This is a genomic window from Acinetobacter sp. NCu2D-2, assembly GCF_001647675.1.
GTDB lineage: Bacteria > Pseudomonadota > Gammaproteobacteria > Pseudomonadales > Moraxellaceae > Acinetobacter.
The window spans coordinates 410,307-427,383 of record NZ_CP015594.1 but is presented as its reverse complement, the minus strand read 5'-3'; the positions used below and the strand labels follow the sequence as shown (position 1 = coordinate 427,383).

The 17,077-nt window shown below is 41.1% G+C and carries 17 protein-coding genes; 2 read left to right on the top strand and 15 right to left on the bottom strand.

Annotation, left to right across the window (positions count from 1 at the left end):
- Positions 1 to 21: 21 nt before the first annotated feature.
- The 13 genes from A3K93_RS01950 to mazG form a co-directional block, all read right to left on the bottom strand.
- Positions 22 to 744, bottom strand: a complete 723-nt coding sequence (locus A3K93_RS01950) for a glycosyltransferase (protein WP_067728447.1) — start codon at positions 742 to 744, stop codon at positions 22 to 24.
- 120 nt (positions 745 to 864) lie between these two features.
- Positions 865 to 1,791 carry a branched-chain amino acid transaminase gene (locus A3K93_RS01945; protein WP_067728445.1) on the bottom strand — a complete coding sequence of 309 codons (927 nt, stop codon included), beginning with the start codon at positions 1,789 to 1,791 and terminating at the stop codon, positions 865 to 867.
- A gap of 24 nt (positions 1,792 to 1,815) precedes the next feature.
- On the bottom strand, positions 1,816 to 4,569 hold the full coding sequence (glnE, locus tag A3K93_RS01940; protein ID WP_067728443.1) for a bifunctional [glutamate--ammonia ligase]-adenylyl-L-tyrosine phosphorylase/[glutamate--ammonia-ligase] adenylyltransferase: 2,754 nt from the start codon (positions 4,567 to 4,569) through the stop codon (positions 1,816 to 1,818).
- Between the two features lie 83 nt (positions 4,570 to 4,652).
- Positions 4,653 to 5,918 carry a sensor histidine kinase gene (locus A3K93_RS01935; protein ID WP_067728441.1) on the bottom strand — a complete coding sequence of 422 codons (1,266 nt, stop codon included), beginning with the start codon at positions 5,916 to 5,918 and terminating at the stop codon, positions 4,653 to 4,655.
- Between the two features lie 562 nt (positions 5,919 to 6,480).
- Complete coding sequence (gene yjgA / locus A3K93_RS01930; RefSeq protein WP_067728439.1) at positions 6,481 to 7,014, bottom strand: ribosome biogenesis factor YjgA; 534 nt, start codon at positions 7,012 to 7,014, stop codon at positions 6,481 to 6,483.
- Positions 7,015 to 7,016: 2 nt separating this feature from the next.
- Positions 7,017 to 7,286 (bottom strand): HPr family phosphocarrier protein, encoded by a 270-nt coding sequence (locus tag A3K93_RS01925; RefSeq protein ID WP_067728437.1) that lies wholly within the window; start codon positions 7,284 to 7,286, stop codon positions 7,017 to 7,019.
- On the bottom strand, positions 7,283 to 8,134 hold the full coding sequence (rapZ, locus tag A3K93_RS01920) for an RNase adapter RapZ (RefSeq protein WP_067728435.1): 852 nt from the start codon (positions 8,132 to 8,134) through the stop codon (positions 7,283 to 7,285). The genes A3K93_RS01925 and rapZ overlap by 4 nt, the downstream gene beginning before the upstream one ends.
- A 21-nt stretch (positions 8,135 to 8,155) precedes the next feature.
- The gene (gene panC, locus A3K93_RS01915; RefSeq protein WP_067728433.1) at positions 8,156 to 9,001 is read right to left on the bottom strand and encodes a pantoate--beta-alanine ligase; all 846 of its coding nucleotides are present in this window, start codon (positions 8,999 to 9,001) and stop codon (positions 8,156 to 8,158) included.
- 1 nt (position 9,002) lies between these two features.
- Positions 9,003 to 9,812 (bottom strand): 3-methyl-2-oxobutanoate hydroxymethyltransferase, encoded by an 810-nt coding sequence (gene panB / locus A3K93_RS01910; RefSeq protein WP_067728431.1) that lies wholly within the window; start codon positions 9,810 to 9,812, stop codon positions 9,003 to 9,005.
- Positions 9,813 to 9,867: 55 nt separating this feature from the next.
- Positions 9,868 to 10,353, bottom strand: a complete 486-nt coding sequence (gene folK / locus A3K93_RS01905) for a 2-amino-4-hydroxy-6-hydroxymethyldihydropteridine diphosphokinase (protein WP_067728429.1) — start codon at positions 10,351 to 10,353, stop codon at positions 9,868 to 9,870.
- On the bottom strand, positions 10,350 to 11,822 hold the full coding sequence (pcnB, locus tag A3K93_RS01900) for a polynucleotide adenylyltransferase PcnB (RefSeq protein ID WP_067728427.1): 1,473 nt from the start codon (positions 11,820 to 11,822) through the stop codon (positions 10,350 to 10,352). Before pcnB ends, folK begins: the two co-directional genes overlap by 4 nt.
- Positions 11,823 to 11,957: 135 nt before the next feature.
- A complete protein-coding gene (locus A3K93_RS01895; protein WP_227509902.1) occupies positions 11,958 to 12,308 on the bottom strand; it encodes a ComEA family DNA-binding protein in 351 nt (116 codons plus the stop codon).
- Positions 12,309 to 12,330: 22 nt separating this feature from the next.
- The gene (gene mazG, locus A3K93_RS01890) at positions 12,331 to 13,140 is read right to left on the bottom strand and encodes a nucleoside triphosphate pyrophosphohydrolase (RefSeq protein WP_067728423.1); all 810 of its coding nucleotides are present in this window, start codon (positions 13,138 to 13,140) and stop codon (positions 12,331 to 12,333) included.
- A gap of 115 nt (positions 13,141 to 13,255) precedes the next feature.
- On the opposite strand from mazG, the gene A3K93_RS01885 reads away from it, so the two are divergent.
- Positions 13,256 to 14,026, top strand: coding sequence for an SDR family oxidoreductase (locus A3K93_RS01885; protein ID WP_067728422.1), 771 nt, complete (start codon positions 13,256 to 13,258; stop codon positions 14,024 to 14,026).
- Positions 14,027 to 14,028: 2 nt separating this feature from the next.
- Here the strand turns inward: A3K93_RS01885 and A3K93_RS01880 are convergent, their stop codons facing one another.
- On the bottom strand, positions 14,029 to 14,673 hold the full coding sequence (locus tag A3K93_RS01880) for a 4'-phosphopantetheinyl transferase family protein (protein ID WP_067728420.1): 645 nt from the start codon (positions 14,671 to 14,673) through the stop codon (positions 14,029 to 14,031).
- A 237-nt stretch (positions 14,674 to 14,910) separates the two neighbouring features.
- Here A3K93_RS01880 and A3K93_RS01875 point away from each other — a divergent pair, with 237 nt between their 5' ends.
- Positions 14,911 to 15,477 carry a hypothetical protein gene (locus tag A3K93_RS01875; RefSeq protein ID WP_067728418.1) on the top strand — a complete coding sequence of 189 codons (567 nt, stop codon included), beginning with the start codon at positions 14,911 to 14,913 and terminating at the stop codon, positions 15,475 to 15,477.
- A 47-nt stretch (positions 15,478 to 15,524) separates the two neighbouring features.
- On the opposite strand, the gene der is transcribed toward A3K93_RS01875, so the two are convergent.
- Positions 15,525 to 16,937, bottom strand: coding sequence for a ribosome biogenesis GTPase Der (der, locus tag A3K93_RS01870; protein WP_067728416.1), 1,413 nt, complete (start codon positions 16,935 to 16,937; stop codon positions 15,525 to 15,527).
- Positions 16,938 to 17,077: the final 140 nt, after the last annotated feature.

Below are 17,077 nucleotides of genomic sequence, written 5' to 3'. Positions count from 1 at the left end.
AAGCAACCATCTTTTAAAATATTATTGCCAAGCGTCTTTAATCCATTTCGAAGGCAGTACGTAACGGTACCATTTACCTCCACCACCGTTGATCGCATCAGGTGGATTAATTTCACCGTGGAAAATAATAATTTTTGCACCCTCAGGTTTTACAGGGGGCTTAAATAATGCCATTGGAATTTTTTGTAGGCAGTGATATTTATAACTTTTGCACCAGCTATCAGGCCAATAGGTTTGTTTACCTTCTTTGTCCACATACCAAGATAAATAAGCCTGCTCATTACGGAATTTATTACGAATTTCGTCAAAATGTTCACGGAAGTATGGCAATAGCCCCGGGAAAGCACCAAGTTTAAAACGATAAACCGAACTATTACCTGTAATACGCCAAGGACGTTTCCAATCATGAATAATGAGGAAATCACCTGGATATGTAAAGAACTCGTCGATGTTATCTACAATAACAACATCTAAATCCAAAAATAATGCGTTACCCTTTAAACCATACAAGTCTGGTTCAAACGTCGAGAGTTTGTTCCAACCACGTTCGGGTGCACCTTCAGGTAAAGCTAATGGTGGGATTGGAAAACATTGCACTTCAGGATTAATCCCTTCGGTACGATCTGTCAAACACACCATTTTAAAGTCAACTGTAGTGTGTCGTTTCACCATATTGTATAAACGATTGACATACTCGGAACCATATTTAGTTCCCCATTTCATACATAGAACAATGTTACTCATTGCGTATGCTTACCTACAGCTGCCTTATATATGAATATGATGACACAAAAATGCGAGAAAATGATGCATTCCCCTATAAAAAAACCTCTCAGATGAGAGGTTTTTTCAATGACTCTGGTCTTACTTAACGTAAGTTAACCAGTGAGCATATTTAGGATCTTTACCTTGAACAGCATTGAAGAATGCAGTTTGGATTTGCTCAGTAATCGGACCACGTTTGCCTTCACCAATTTGACGATCGTCATATTCGCGAATTGGCGTCACTTCAGCAGCAGTACCCGTGAAGAATGCTTCATCAGCAATATAGAATTCATCACGTGTAATACGGCGTTCAACCACTTCAAAACCAAGGTCTTTAGCAATAGTAATAATCGTTTGACGTGTAATACCGTCTAATGCACCACCCGCGATATCAGGGGTATGAATTACGCCATCACGTACTAAGAATACGTTTTCACCAGAACCTTGGCATACATAGCCTTGTGGATCAAGCAACATTGCTTCGTCATAACCTGCGTGCGCTACTTCTTGGTGTGCAAGAATAGACAATGTGTAATTACCTGACGCTTTTGCTTTGCACATGGTTACGTTTGGATGATGGTGCGTAAATGATGAAGTTTTAACACGAATACCCTTCGCCATTGCTTCATCACCAAGGTAAGCACCCCAGCTCCATGCAGCAACCACTGCATGAATTGTATTGTCAGTTGCAGCAATACCTAATTTTTCAGAACCGATAAAGATAATTGGACGTAAATAGCAAGACGCTAGTTTATTCTCACGAACCACATCAATTTGCGCTTGTTCAAGTGCTGCATGATCAAACGGTACATTCATTTGATAAATTTTTGCAGAGTTTAACAAACGTTTAGTGTGTTCTTTTAGACGGAAAATAGCCGTTCCATTCGGAGTTTCATAAGCACGGACACCTTCAAACACACCCATACTGTAGTGCAAAGTATGTGTTAACACGTGAGTTTTCGCCTCACGCCAGTCAACTAGTTGTCCATCTTGCCAAATGAAACCATCACGATCAGCCAAATTCATGCCACAAACTCCAATTTTTCACAATTATTCACTATCCAGTACAAATACTGCACTTGGATCAATTAGTCTTTGCCATAACTTGCAAACGGTCATTCGGGTATCGTTCCAGTCGCTTGCAGACACTTGCATGGATTGATTTGCAAGGGCTAAGCGGTGGCTCTCGGCACGTTCACGGAGATAAGCTTGAATCAGATCAGTCGCATCGTCGCTGGGTAAGCAACCTGATTTTGCGGCATCCTCAAGAATTCTTACATTGTCGGAGAAATGGGCGAGATCTTTATTCGTCCCACTCCAAGCTAATACTGCATACTGTGCCATAAATTCGATATCAACGATACCACCTGCGTCTTGTTTTAAATGAAAAATTCCATCTTTTTTCTGCTCGAGTGATGAACCAAGGTGATCTTTCATTTTTTGACGCATTTTTAGTACTTCAGTTCGCACATAACACTCGTCACGTTTTTGGGTCAAAATATTGCAGCGCAAGACTTCGAATTTTTCCCGTAAATTCTGTTCACCCGCAATAGGACGTGCACGAACCAGCGCTTGATGTTCCCAAAGCCATGCGCTCTTCAACTGATATTGTTCAAAGGCTTTTAAGCTTGTCACCAAGAGTCCCGCTTCACCTGATGGACGTAGACGTGTGTCAACTTCATAGACACGCCCATCGAGCGTTTGTGTGGTCATGAGTGACATAAATTTTTGCGCCACGCGCATCGCAAATTCAAAACCGCTAATTGGTTTTAAACCATCGGTATCTGCCTGTTCATCCATATAATGAATAAAGACCAAATCAAGATCAGAACCATAGCCCAGCTCAATTCCGCCCACCTTGCCATAGCCAATTACAACAAAAGCGGTATGGTCGATTGAGCAACGTTGCCCTTCAGCATCAATTGGGAAACCATGTTTTTTCGCAACAATCTGGTAGGCCAAATGCAAAGTTGCATTGACTGATACTTCTGCAATATCGGTTAAGGCATCTGAAACTTTCATCAAAGGACTTTCTGCAAGTACATCACTCGCTGCAACAGTCAGCACATTTGACTTTTTAAACAAGCGTAAAACGCGCATTTGATCTTCGACTTGATCAATCTCAATTCGTAATAGCTGCTGACGAAGAGAATCTTCTAAATCCTTACGTTTTGGCAGCTCAAAGTCCATCGATAAAAATTCATCGAGTAAAACTGGATACTGAATCAGTTCCTCGCATATCCATGGACTTACACTGGCCATTTTAACCAAGCGTTGTAATGCCCCTTTACTCTCAATCAGCATGACCAAATACACTGTACGACGCATCACCGATTCAATCAGCGGCATCAAACGCACTAAAGCCACCTGTGGATTTGTAGAATCAAGTACCGCTTCAACCAAATGTGGCCAAAAGGTTTTTAGTCGTTCAACTGCTTTGGCCGGTAATTTTTTCAGGGCATGACTATGCCAAAACTCATAGACCAGATTACGCGCATCGTCATCTAGGACTTCATTCAGTTTCTTTTCCAAATTTGAAAAACTTTCCACCAATGTCGATGGACCATTTTCCTGAATCAGATGTTCAAACTGATAGGTGACTTTACTGCGCTTATCATTCAGCGTTTGCATAAAGTCATCCCAATTGGCAAAACCAAGTGTATCGACAATGCGCTGCTGTAATTCAGGTTCAGTCGGCAAAGACTGCGTTTGTTGATCATTTAAGGCTTGTACCGCATGTTCGACACGGCGTAAGAAAAGATAAGCATCTTCAAGATCAATCACGCCTTGAGCATCAAGCAGTTCCACTGCTTCGAGATGATGTAAGCTCACCAAACATTTACGGTCTTGTAATTCTAGTTTCGAGCCACCGTAGATCAGTTGAAAAACCTGAACAATAAATTCAACTTCACGAATCCCCCCTGAACCCAGCTTAATATCATCGACCAAATGACGGCGTTGCACTTCCCGCTCGATCATGGCTTTCATTTCACGCATGGCTTCAAAGGCGCTGTAGTCGACGTATTTACGGAACACGAACGGTCGAGTCATTTCTAACAAGGCTAAGCCTTCAGGTGTCGGATCAACAATACGTGCTTTGATCCATGCATAACGCTCCCATTCACGCCCATGCTGACTCAAATATTTTTCCAGCGCCACATGACTAATCGCAAGTGGTGAACCATCTCCCCAGGGACGTAAGCGCATATCAACGCGGAAAATAAAGCCATCTGCAGTGATATGATCGAGCAGATAAATCAGTTTTTGACCCCACAGAATGCAGAACTGCTGCACATCAATACATTTACGTCCACCTTCTGTTTCGCCCTGTTCATCAAAAGCAAAGATAAGGTCAATATCACTCGATAAATTTAGCTCTTGCGCGCCCAATTTACCCATCGCAATCACGATCAATTCTTGAACTTTGCCGTTATAACCAATAGGCTCACCATATTTCGCCACTAAAGGACCTCGGGCAAATTGCTTGGCTGCACAAATACAAGCATCTGCAAAATCAGAGAGTTCTTGTGTCAGGGTAATGACATCGGTGAGTTGATTGGCATCTTGCCAAATCCAGCGGAACATGAGACGTGCACGCAGGATGCGCATTGCGCTCATCCATTGAGTTTCGTCTTGGATATGTTCAGTCGTGGCTTGAATAAAACGCTGAATATCTTCAGCACTGAGTCCTATTTGAAACTGGTCAATTGCATAATCTTGTTCTAATACACTTTGATGATTCAATAACACTTGTTCTGCATATTGACTTGCTCTCAGTGTTTTTTGCAATTGCACCGCGTCCATACCGACCCTTCATCTGAAATGTTTTATTAGTTATATCAGGTGAAGGCCAAGGCTGTGAATGCTTTAAATCAAATTATTCTGTGTTAATTTTCAGCATGATGCTTTTCAACCGTGAGTGCTTGATGCTCATGGGTCACTTTTGGCAGATAGACATGGAAAGTTGAGCCACAACCTTCTTTAGACTCTACATGGATTCGACCGTGGTTCAGATCAACAAAGCGTTTACATAAGACTAGACCTAAGCCTGCACCTTTTTCCTGTGCAGTTCCTCTCACGCTCACCACTAAATTAGGCACAAAGAGCTTGTCGATTTGCTCTTGGGTCATGCCAATACCCATATCCTGCACACTCACCACTACCGCATCATCTTCCAGCTTGGCTGAAATGGTGACTTTACACTGTTGATTTACTGGCGTGAATTTGAGTGCATTGGATACCAAGTTTTGGATCACAGACGTAATCATATTAATATCTGCATGCACTTTTAGTCCTGCAGGTACATTATCAATCAGTTCAACCTGCTTTTTCACCGCTAAGCTTTTGAGTACATCACAGACAATCTTGCTACTTTGACTCAGTTCAAAGTTGATTGGATGATAAATAAATCGTCCACCTTCTGCCATTGCCCATGTTAATAGACTTTCCAGTAAGTTATAGGTTGCTTGGGCATTGTCATAGAGATAATCTGCAATATTTTGGATACTGGTTTCATCCAAAGTATCGCGCTCTTGTGCCAACACTTCAGAAAAACCCAATAATCCATGAAAAGGCGCACGCAAGTCATGCGCTATGATTTGGAAAAATTTAGTCTTACTAAAGTTCAGTGCACATTGTTGTTCATAGAGTTCTTTTAGCTCATTGTAATCTTCATGTAAGCGAATAAGACGTACCAGCCCATCTGTAAACTCTTTTACAAGAACCAGATCTTCTTCTTCAAAGGCTGAAGTCTGGTCATCAAAGAAAATGACTTGCCCTACTGTATGGCTATCACTGACTTTTAAATTAAATGCCACCAAACGCTCATGCTCAACCCCCTGTGATTTTACATAGGCTGAAAGACCCGCATATTCAGGATGACGCTGATCAATATAATCAAAATGCTGTAAATAGGTCCAAACACCTAAATTTGCAGGTGTCTGTAATGCATGAAAGCCAGCGGGCGAACTGTGCCAAAGATAGGGCTCTTTATAAAAGCCGAGGATACTACATTGAGTCCTTAATAATTTACGGACAATACGACAAAAAGTGTCAACAAGATTATTTGAGGAATATACCCCCAGAATGAGTGAGATACGACATAAACTCAGTTGTTCTGTCTCTTGCCCTAATTCGAGCAGCTCTAGCTTCATGTTTGCCTCACTTTAATTATTGTTAACAGCTTAAACAAAACAATTACAATCAATAACAAACAAAAAATATTTGCTCAACGACCAAAACTACCAATTCAATGCGATGACAAAATAAAATAATCCTTTATTTTGACAGTATAATTCAATTGAGCCGGTTAAAAAACCGCCACAAGTACAGCATAATTATTCGCAATCATTGTAACAATTTAATATCTTTTTGTTGATTTAAAGTGCAATTATTTTGTTGTTTTTTCATTATTTTTTATTCGACCATTTGATAAAAAAATATTTCAATCAAAAGGAAGATCATCTTCTTATTAAACTTCTCTCATCTTCGTGTATCCCAATGCTATTCGTCGAAAAATTTATCATTATTGATCCTACTTCATGTGTATATTCTATTAATTCTTAATTTTCCAATCGTTTATATACATTCACATAGAAAACAGTTTCTTTCATACAGATATGGCAAAAAATGACATTCAGCAAGATTCCGTTACGAATATTTTTAAAAATCTTATCCATAAAAAAAGAGTGACTCTCATCACTCTTTTTTTTCACATTAATTATCTGAAATTAAAGCCACTTGCTGTACATAGTTAAAGAGTTTTAACTTCGATGCATTCACTTCATTTTCGGGTGCTTGATTCTTTAAATCACGGTGCACACGCAAATAATGCTGACGTAAAGTATGACGCTCTGTCGCATTATAAGTTTTAGTAAAATCATTAATCGCAGGGTCGCCATCTTTGATAATACGATCCACCCAGCGCTGCAACTGCGCTGTCTTTTTCAAACCTTGTTTCGGTGTTAAATAAGACAGAATGACAGTCTCATTTTCATTACGGAGTAATTTCCCGATACGTGAAAATTGACGACGGCGCGCTTCATGTGCGGTAATTTCTTTGACATCAAGAAGTGCTTCAATTAAGCGCTCTTCAACAGGCAAACTCTTAATTTGTTTAACGCTTAGCTCAGCAAGCTGCGCGCCTAAAGCTGCCATACGTTGGACTGCTTTCTTTTGTTCGGTTTTACTTGCGCGTCCCTCTAAAGATTCGAAATCTTCTTCAGTTAAACTGCTCGGTCGACGTGCCACGATTAATCTGCCTCATAAAATTTTGCTGCGAATAGTGCTTGAACCTCAGACAAGGCCTTTTCCTCGTCTGCCCCTTCAATCACTAAGCGTAATGTTGTTCCCTTTCCTGCACCGAGCATTAGCAAAGACATGATATTTTTTGCGTCGACAAGCTTATCCGCCTTCCCAATTTGGATGGTTGAACGAAATTTGGTGGTGACCTCAATGAGTTTACCCGATGCACGTGCATGTAAACCCAGCTTGTTAATTACGTCAACAGTCGTATCAATCATGACCAGTGCTTCATTTCTCTATGTAGGACTTGGATAGACCATTTTGCCTCAAGCGCTTTTTTTAGTCTATCTACAATATAAACGGAACGATGTTGACCACCCGTACACCCGATTGAAACCGTCATATAGTGACGATGTCCTTCTGAAAATGCAGGTAACCACTTCTCTAAAAAAGCATGAATGTCATTGAACATTTCATTCACTTGATCACTATTTTGCAAGAACTCTTGCACAGGTTGATCTAGACCTGATAACTCACGCAATTCTAAGTTCCAATGCGGATTTGGCAAATGCCGAACATCAAAAACATAATCTGCATCGAGTGGTATACCATGCTTATAGCCGAAGGACTGCAAGATTAAAATCAGATTATCGGTCTGACCCAATCGGTGCAATAAAGTGTGCTTGAGATCATGCACACTCTTATCCGTGGTATCAATATGCACTGTCGCACGAAATTGAATCGGAATCAGCAGGACTTTTTCTTCCTGAATACATTCCGTCAAACTTTTGAAACGACTGGCTAATGGATGCGGTCGACGTGATGCACCAAAACGGCGAATCAACTCCTGATCTTGCGTGGTCAGGAAAATAATATCGACAGCACCATGTTTTTGCAGTTGCTCATAGACATGTTCAAAATCTTGTAAGTCGGCTCGGGTGCTTCGTACATCCACCCCCAATGCCAACATTTCCAAGTTATTTTCGATATCTAACTTCGCAACAATCTCAGGTAGCAACGCCAAAGGCAAATTATCAATACAATAATAGCCCAAGTCTTCAAGCACTTGTAAAGCAGAGGACTTTCCTGAACCAGATTGTCCTGTAACAATTAAAATGCGCTTCATGTGTGCTACCTACGATTTAGTTTAAACCGTGTATTTAACCAACAGATTATCAATCAAACGAGTTTGACCAATTTTCGCTGCTATAAATAACACAAGATCTTGATTAAATGTATGAATCTTTTGTAATTCTGGCGTACGCGCTTCCACATAGTCAATGACAAAACCAACCTCTGTCAATGTGTTGCGAATATTTGCCAGCACGGTATCTAAGTCCACACCACTTTGCAGCTGTTGTTCAGCAGCCTTCAAGCTTTGATAAATGGTCGGAGCAACTTGACGATGTTCAGGACTCAAATAACCATTACGCGAGCTGAGTGCTAAACCATCTTCAGCACGTGCAATTGGCACACCAATCACTTCCAATGGAATGTTTAAATCTTTTACAAATTGACGAATCACAGCCAATTGCTGATAGTCTTTTTGACCAAAGAAAGCATAGTTTGGCTGAACAATATTGAATAACTTGGTGACAACCACCGCCACGCCATCAAAATGACCTGGACGTTGTAAACCGCAAAGGTCATTGGTGATTTCTGAAACACTGATATTGGTCAAACGTGGTTTATTGCCATACATTTGTTCCACTGTTGGTGCAAAAACAATATCACAACCAACATCAGCCAATAATTGCTGATCTTGCTCCAACGTACGTGGATAACTATCAAAGTCTTCATTTGGACCAAACTGAATTGGGTTAACGAAGATACTCACCACCACCACATCACAAAGCTTTTTCGCTTCACGTACAAGGTTCAAATGCCCTTGATGTAAATTCCCCATGGTCGGCACGAATCCAATAATTTTACGTGCTGAGCGTGCTGGATTAAGAGAAGCAGTTAATCCTTGGATGGTTGTTTCTGTTTTCATGTTACAACTCGACTTGGAATGTATGTTCAGGCGCTGGGAAAGACTGATCTAATACAGCAGCATGATATGCTTTAATCGCATCTACAATTGCTGTCGCCCCTGATTGCTCGACCATAAAGTTACGTACAAATTTTGCAGTATGACCGAAATTCAAACCTAGCATATCTTGTACAACAAGCACCTGACCGTCTGTTTCAGCCCCTGCCCCAATGCCAATCACTGGCGTATGCGGGAATAAAGCCGCAATTTCTTGACCCAATTGAGCGGGTACGCATTCAAGCAGCAAGACAGCTGCCCCTGCTGCAACCACAGCCTGACAATCTGCAATCAACTGATCAGCTGCTTCTCGACTACGCGCTTGCAATTTGTAGCCACCAAAGACATGAACAGATTGCGGTGTTAAACCTAAATGTACACAGACAGGAATACCATTTCGGTTCAGCACTTCAACAGTTTCAGCCAGCCATGCACCACCTTCAATTTTTACCATTTGTGCGCCAGCTTGCATGACTTTCTTTGAACTTTGCAGTGCATCGTTCAAGGTCGCATAGCTCATAAACGGCAGGTCAGTCATGATAAATGCATGTTGATTGGCACGGCGTACTGCAGCGGTGTGATACACCATATCTTCTACAGTCACAGGCAAGGTTGAGTCATGACCTTGAATGGTCATACCCAATGAATCGCCAATTAAAATGCTATCAATCCCAGCGACTTCAAAAGCTTTTGCCATGCTTGCGTCATAGCAAGTCAGACAAGAAAATTTGCGTCCTTCGGCTTTAAATCGTCTTAAATCATTGAGACTGATCATATAGATGTTCCTCTATTATTGAAGTTCTGACGAACATACCAATAATTTAAAATGCTTAAATATTTGCCCAATTAGTGTTATCGATGACGGTTAAAGTCGATTGTTTTACGATCTCTAGGTCTTTTACAGTCTGCCCATGGATGATGATATTTGCATCTAAGTCCAGCAATGGCAGTAACACAAAATCGCGTTCAAGCACCCCGACATGAGGCACAGTTAAACGGTCATTTATAATTTTTTCATTACCATAGATCAATAAATCTAAATCCAAGGTACGTTCACCCCAATGGCGTAAGCGCACACGACCCGCTTCTTGTTCAAATGCCTGTAATCGATCTAACAGATCCAGCGGTTGAAGGTCTGTTTCTAAACGAGCCACAGCATTAAAATAATGTGGCTGATCCTGCGGTCCCATTGGTGGACTTTGATAAAGTTTCGATGCCTGCACCTGACCTAAGCTAGCCAGTTTTGTTACCGCTTCCGCAAGGATTTGACGAGAGTCGCCCAGATTACTACCTAGACCAATATAGGTCACTGTCATTGTGTCGGCCCAAAAATTACAGTACTCAAATCTCGTTTCACGCGCTTACGTTTTAAAATCGGGTGATCCGCAGTCACAATACTTAAATCTGTTGGTAATGCACGTGCGTCATGATGATCACGATCACGTGCTGGTTTTTCCTTACGTGGACGGCGTTTTCTACCTTCAGCTTCATTCACTAAAGGCTCAATCTCAGCAACATCATGCTCAGTAAGTTTTTGCTCAAGATGTTCTTCTTGAGAAGCTTTACGACGGCTCTTAGCACGTTGACGATTATATTGACTAATCGCACGTTCTTTTTCATCGCCTGTCATTTGTTGATAAGCATCCCACCAAGCACCCATGCCTTGTGTGCTTTCATCACCTGATTTTTCGCGTAGCAACAAGAAATCAAAGCCAGCACGGAATCGTGCATGACCCGATAAAGCTTCAATTTGCTGAGGTTTTGGATTAAGCAAACGCACTTGCATTTCCCAAACTTCACGAATAAAGGTTTCTGCAAAGCGTGGAATAATGGTTCGAGTGGCTTGACGTTTAAGCACATCTAAACCAGCTTGTGCGCGTGCTTCAGCAGCCACCACACCTTTATTTAAATAATATTCACAGCGGTTTTGGAACGGTTTCCATAACAGCACTGCATAAAAAAATGCTGGGTTAATTGTTTTGCCAATCGAAATACGTTGATCGGTATTTTTTGCGGCCAGTTGAATAAATGGCGTTATTTCTGGGCTAATGTCAGCAAATAATTGCTGCCAAATACCAAACTCAATCAACATTGGCATGACACGATTGAGATGCCCCATGGTGAAGAGTTTTTGTGATTCGTCATATAAACGATGCGGAGAGACGTCACGTAATAATTTGGTCATTTCAGGGGTGAAGATATCCAAAATAGATTGGTCAATCTCGAACCCTAATTTTGCTGCGAAACGCAATGTACGCAGCATACGTACAGGATCTTCTTCAAAACGAAGCGCTGGATCACCGAGTAAACGCAGTTTTTTGTTATGAATATCATCAATTGCATTACAGAAGTCTAAAACGATGCCTTTACGCGGTTGGTAATACATGGCATTGATTGAGAAATCACGACGTGCAAAATCTTGCTCGATATTACCCCAATTATTATCACGCAGAATCATACCGTGTGCAGAGGTGACCGCTTTCTTGGGCGGTGCACGGAACGTTGCAACTTCAACCAGCTCACGACCTGAGTAGACATGTGCCAACTCAAAGCGTCGTCCGATAATACGACAGCGTCGACCGAAAACCTCTTTGACTTGAGCAGGAGTTGCATTGGTCACAGCATCAAAATCTTTTGGGTTTAAACCCAACATAAGATCTCGGACACCACCACCAACGATATAAGCTTCATAGCCTGCCTTGGTTAAGGCATCAATTACATCGATAATATAAGAAGGTAATTGAGCGGTTGATAAACCACATTTTGACGCGCGCAAAGTTTGCAAAAGACGCTGTCTCCTACGTCTGAACGTAAAATTCTAAGATGACGCTAATCATATCGCTTACACGGCTAAAGGGCAATTTGATTATCACGGTCACATGGTGAAGTTTGAGTAATTTTCATGCGCAATTTTGTGCATTTATAAGGTCAATCTGGCCTTATTCTTATTAAAGATTGCAGGACCAATTCCTTTAATTAGCTGCAAGTCCTCAATTCTTTTGAAAGGTCCATTTTTCTCACGATATTGCACAATCGCCTCAGCTTTTTTCAGTCCAATTCCACTCAGCTGTTGCAATTGCTCAAGCGTTGCCCGATTCAAACTAATTTTGTTTGCTGAATCCAATGTACTCAATTGAGGTTTGGACAAATAATGATTCGCAGTTGTGGTTTGCTCAGCCTTGTAGCGTTGATCGTGCTGCTGTTGCTGCGACTTCCATGTCGCATAATCAGGTGTTGTGGCATGACTTAAGCTAAAGATCATGCTCAACATCAGGAGGATTAAATAGCCAAGCTTAGTCTTCCCTAAGCTCAGTTGGATTGGTTTGTTCATGAACTGCTCTTTGTTTTAATTTTAATTTTGCTTGTTTCCAAAGCTGATCAAGCTCAGCCAATGACAAGTTTTCTATATTTAATTGTTGTGCTGCTGCATCATGTTCCATTAAAGCAAAACGCGTTCTAAATTTATGAATGGTACCTAGAAGCGCTTGTTCACTGGATAATCCTAGTTTACGTCCTACATTGACCAGTGAAAATAAACAATCACCAAATTCTTCCTCAATTTCATCGGAATTTTGTCCCGCAATCGCCTCTTGTAGTTCAGCGAGCTCTTCTTCTAATTTGCCATATGCACCCGCAACATCAGGAAAATCAAAACCAATTTTGGCGACATTCTTTTGGATTTGATCTGCCTGATTCAATGCAGGTCCATGTTTAATTTCATCTAAGCGACTACGTGGCAGACCTTGTTTTTCTTGTTGTTTGATCTGCTGCCATAAGGCTGCAACATCTTCAGAACTTAATGCCGAAAATTCTTCAGCTTTAAATACATGCGGATGGCGTCGGATTAATTTCTCCGTAATCGCCTGCACCACATCGTGAAAATCAAAAGCTCCCTGCTCGCTGTACATTTGCGATTGAAACACCACTTGTAATAGCAAGTCACCGAGCTCATCACGAATTTCTTGTACATTGCCCGTACGTACTGCAGCTTCAACTTCATAAGCCTCCTCAATGGCATAACGTGTTAGAGATTCTGGAGTTTGTTTTTGATCCCAAGGACATTTTTCTCTTAATTCACGCATGACATTAAGTAGGTTTTGCATAATTCAATCTCTAAAATGGGTACAGCCAACAAGTTAATTTTCTTACTGAAGCGTACATTGCATTCAATCTAATCTTTGCTATTCTGATCAAATAAACAACAGGAAGTTCAACACAATGTATAGCATCTTCATTAGTGGTGCCGCACAAGGAATTGGTGCAGCGGTCGCAAAACGATTCTATCAAAAAGGCTATAAAGTCGGGATTTATGATGTCAATCTTGCCCAAGCAGAAACCGTTGCTGCAACTTTAGGTATTCGCGCCAAAGCAGGTTATCTCAATGTCGCTGACTATGCCTCTTGGCAAACCGCCCTACAAGACTTTGAACAATGGGCAGGTGAAGTCAACATTTTGGTCAATAATGCGGGGATTTTATATTCAGGTGCTTTTGAACAGAGTGATATTGCAGATCACCATCGTACGGTAGATGTGAATATTAAAGGCGTGATGAATGGTTGTCATGCTGCATTGCCTTACTTAAAAAATGCCGCATTTGCCCGTGTCATTAACTTATCCTCTGCCTCAGCAATTTATGGCCAAGCAGATTTAGCCAGTTATTCAGCTAGCAAATTTGCAGTACGTGGTTTAACTGAAGGCTTAGATATTGAATGGCAAAAATACGGCATTCGAGTTCTCGATGTAATGCCATTATTCGTTCAAACCGCAATGGTTAAAGATATGGATGCAGCCAGTATCAAAAAAATGGGGGTGAATCTGAGTGCAGAAGATGTCGCAGCGGATATTTTAAAACTTGCTGAATGTAAAGCTCGCGCATGGACACCGACCCATCGCCCTGTCGGTCTAAAAAGCCAGTTTTTATTCCACCTGTCACGACTGAGTCCGCAGTGGATGAATCGCGCGAGTAATTTATTCATCGCAAAGAAATAACGTTAAAGCTCGGAATGAATTTGAATCTGTGGCAAGGCAAAGCCCTTGCAAGAGTGCTCAGTCCGCCATGCCACAGTCAGCATACAATCGGAAATTTTATAATTCTGAAATGCAAAAACCCCAATACGTTCATGTTCACAGATTCCACCATCATATTCAGGATGAATACACGTATTGAGTTCATTTAAATTAAGTCGTATCCCTAAACCTGATGCTTTCAATACTGCTTCTTTTGTCGTCCAGACTTTAAACCAATATTCAGGGTCTTGATCTAAATCATGCCATTGCTGAATCTCATCTGAATGAAACGCGTGTTGAGCCAGCGCATCAAAACGTACCCGACGTGACATTTCTTCTATATCAACACCAATATCTTGGATATCCTGACTCATGGCAATGGCATAGTAATTTCGACTATGCGTGTGGTTGAAAGCATAGTTTGGATAATCCGACAAATAAGGTTTTCCATGTTCTGTCTTTTTGATTTGGTCATTTACATCAATTTCAAAAAATTGCCCGATTAGGTGATCTCTAAACACATAAATTGCCTGTTTTTGGGCTTGTAGATAATCCACCCGACTCAATGAATGATCCAGAGTTACTATTTTTGCAATTGAATGAAGTTGAACCTGTATATGTTTCGTCACGTGCTGAACATTACATAAAATAACATAGAATCAAGCATACTCGATTCAGAAGAATTACAGCGGTTTTCTCTCTATAAAAATATTAAAATTTAAATTATGATTTAAAAAATTAATGAGATTTAAAATTAAAACTAAAGTTGGATTTCAACCCAAGTAAATGAAATTAAAATACAATTCCAAAAATTTTAAATCATGATTTTTATTACTACGATAAACTTTGTTTAAGAGGGTCTTTCAATGTACAAACAACTTTTACTTAGCACATTGCTTGCTGGGGTATCTTTATCTGTTTCTGCAGGAAACTGGCTGGAAGCTGCCACGTCTGTCTTAGGTGCAGCCAATGGCCGAGTGATGGATCAAGCCGAAGCGAATATCGAGCGTAGTCGTGCTCAAGCCAATGCAGCGATTGCACGTGCCGATGCAGCTTATGCTTCTAATTACAATACAGCATCTCAACAAAACAATAGCGTGTATTCAACCAGCTATTTAAAAACTTTAGACTGTACCGATCTTGCAGTTGAAGCTAAAAGCTTTGAACGTACGCTTGCCGCAGCTCAAGCTGCACAAGAACAAGCAGCAGCTCAATCTAATAATAAAATTGCTAAATTTGCAGGTCTTGCAAACGGTGCACTTTCTGCATTTGCAGGTCAGTCTGATTCGGCTGCACGTTTAAGTAAAATTACCGGAGCTTTCACAGGCAACAACACACAAAGCAATGCCCCTTCTGATGAAGTTGTCGATGTTGCTTTAGCCAATTTGGAAAATATTCGTATTTATCAAAAAGCGAAAAAATGTAGCTTTTAAAATATAAAAAAGCCTGCAATTGCAGGCTTTTTATTTTCAAACACGAATTAACCGCGTTTAAATTTCTTCTCAGCTTTCTTAAATTTCTGAACGTAGCGACGTTTACGCGCAGCTGCACGCTCATCCACTTGTGACTTACGTCCTTCAAATGGGTTTTCAGACGTTTTAAACTCGATTTTGACTGGCGTACCTTCAAGTTTATACACACGACGGAAGACGTTTTCTAAATAACGACGGTAATCCGCAGGTGTCTTATCCACTTTGTTACCATGAATAACAATCGTCGGTGGGTTTTGACCACCAATATGCGCATAACGCATTTTGATTGCACGACCTTGAACTTTCGGTGGATGATGGGCATCAGTCGCATCATTCAGAATCTGAGTGATTTTTGCAGGTGATACTTTCAAACGTGAAGATTCATATGCACGGTGAATAGAAGGATAAAGATCACCTACACCTGTACCATGCAGTGCAGAAATTAAGTGAATTTTTGCCCAAGGAATGAAGTCAAAACGGCGTTCTACGTCTAACTTACATTGCTTACGATCATATTCAGACATGTTGTCCCATTTATTGATCGCAATCACCATCGCACGGCCCGCTTCAAGCGCATAGCCGATTAAGTGTAAGTCTTGCTCTACAATCCCTTCACGCGCGTCAACCACCACCACAACCACATTGGCATCTTTCATCGCTTGTAAAGTTTTCACAATTGAGAATTTCTCAATCATTTCATCCACTTTACCTTTACGACGAACACCCGCAGTATCAATTAAGGTGTATTTACGGCCATCGCGTTCAAATGGAATATAAACTGAGTCACGCGTTGTACCCGGCTGGTCAAATGCAACAACACGTTCTTCACCTAACAAGCGATTCACGAGTGTCGATTTACCCACGTTTGGACGACCAATAATCGCTAAACGTAAGCCAGTGTCTTTATCATGTTCTTCTGGATTTTCATCTTCAGGAACATCTTCAAGCACCTCTTCCAGCATTTGCTGAACACCACGACCATGGCTTGCCGCCACTTGCATTGGTTCGCCCATACCGAGTTTATAAAACTCAACCAAGGCTGCTTCAGCATGTACGCCATCGACTTTGTTGGCTACAAGGAATACTTTTTTGCCAAGCGTACGTAAGTCACGTGCAATTTGTTCATCAGACGCTAATAGCCCTGCGCGCGCATCGACCACGAAGATAATCATATCGGCTTCATGGATTGCAGTTTTAGACTGCTCTGCCATGTAGTTATCGATACCACCTTCAGTTTCGCCAATACCGCCAGTATCTACAACGATGAATGATTTGTTTTGATACGTCGCATCACCATATTTACGGTCACGAGTAAGACCGGCAAAGTCAGCAACGAGGGCATCACGGCTCTTGGTTATCTGGTTGAATAACGTTGATTTTCCGACGTTCGGACGACCAATGAGCGCAATTACGGGTTTCATAGATTAACCTTTTTCTATATCGGCCAAATCAAATGGCCTGAACATCAGAAAGCATGGGAAGAAGTAGAGAACAGATGTTCTAAAATAAAAACACGGGGTATTGATTATTCAATCACCCCGAGCATAAAAATATACGGTTA

Excerpts from the sequence above, each read along its gene's own strand:
- A3K93_RS01950 (WP_067728447.1), bottom strand. The coding sequence starts at position 744 with ATGAGTAACATTGTTCTATGTATGAAATGGGGAACTAAATATGGTTCC.
- A3K93_RS01945 (WP_067728445.1), bottom strand. The coding sequence starts at position 1,791 with ATGAATTTGGCTGATCGTGATGGTTTCATTTGGCAAGATGGACAACTA.
- glnE (WP_067728443.1), bottom strand. The coding sequence starts at position 4,569 with ATGGACGCGGTGCAATTGCAAAAAACACTGAGAGCAAGTCAATATGCA.
- A3K93_RS01935 (WP_067728441.1), bottom strand. The coding sequence starts at position 5,918 with ATGAAGCTAGAGCTGCTCGAATTAGGGCAAGAGACAGAACAACTGAGT.
- A3K93_RS01925 (WP_067728437.1), bottom strand. The coding sequence starts at position 7,286 with ATGATTGATACGACTGTTGACGTAATTAACAAGCTGGGTTTACATGCA.
- rapZ (WP_067728435.1), bottom strand. The coding sequence starts at position 8,134 with ATGAAGCGCATTTTAATTGTTACAGGACAATCTGGTTCAGGAAAGTCC.
- panC (WP_067728433.1), bottom strand. The coding sequence starts at position 9,001 with ATGAAAACAGAAACAACCATCCAAGGATTAACTGCTTCTCTTAATCCA.
- panB (WP_067728431.1), bottom strand. The coding sequence starts at position 9,812 with ATGATCAGTCTCAATGATTTAAGACGATTTAAAGCCGAAGGACGCAAA.
- folK (WP_067728429.1), bottom strand. The coding sequence starts at position 10,353 with ATGACAGTGACCTATATTGGTCTAGGTAGTAATCTGGGCGACTCTCGT.
- A3K93_RS01895 (WP_227509902.1), bottom strand. The coding sequence starts at position 12,308 with ATGTTGAGCATGATCTTTAGCTTAAGTCATGCCACAACACCTGATTAT.
- mazG (WP_067728423.1), bottom strand. The coding sequence starts at position 13,140 with ATGCAAAACCTACTTAATGTCATGCGTGAATTAAGAGAAAAATGTCCT.
- A3K93_RS01885 (WP_067728422.1), top strand. The coding sequence starts at position 13,256 with ATGTATAGCATCTTCATTAGTGGTGCCGCACAAGGAATTGGTGCAGCG.
- A3K93_RS01875 (WP_067728418.1), top strand. The coding sequence starts at position 14,911 with ATGTACAAACAACTTTTACTTAGCACATTGCTTGCTGGGGTATCTTTA.
- der (WP_067728416.1), bottom strand. The coding sequence starts at position 16,937 with ATGAAACCCGTAATTGCGCTCATTGGTCGTCCGAACGTCGGAAAATCA.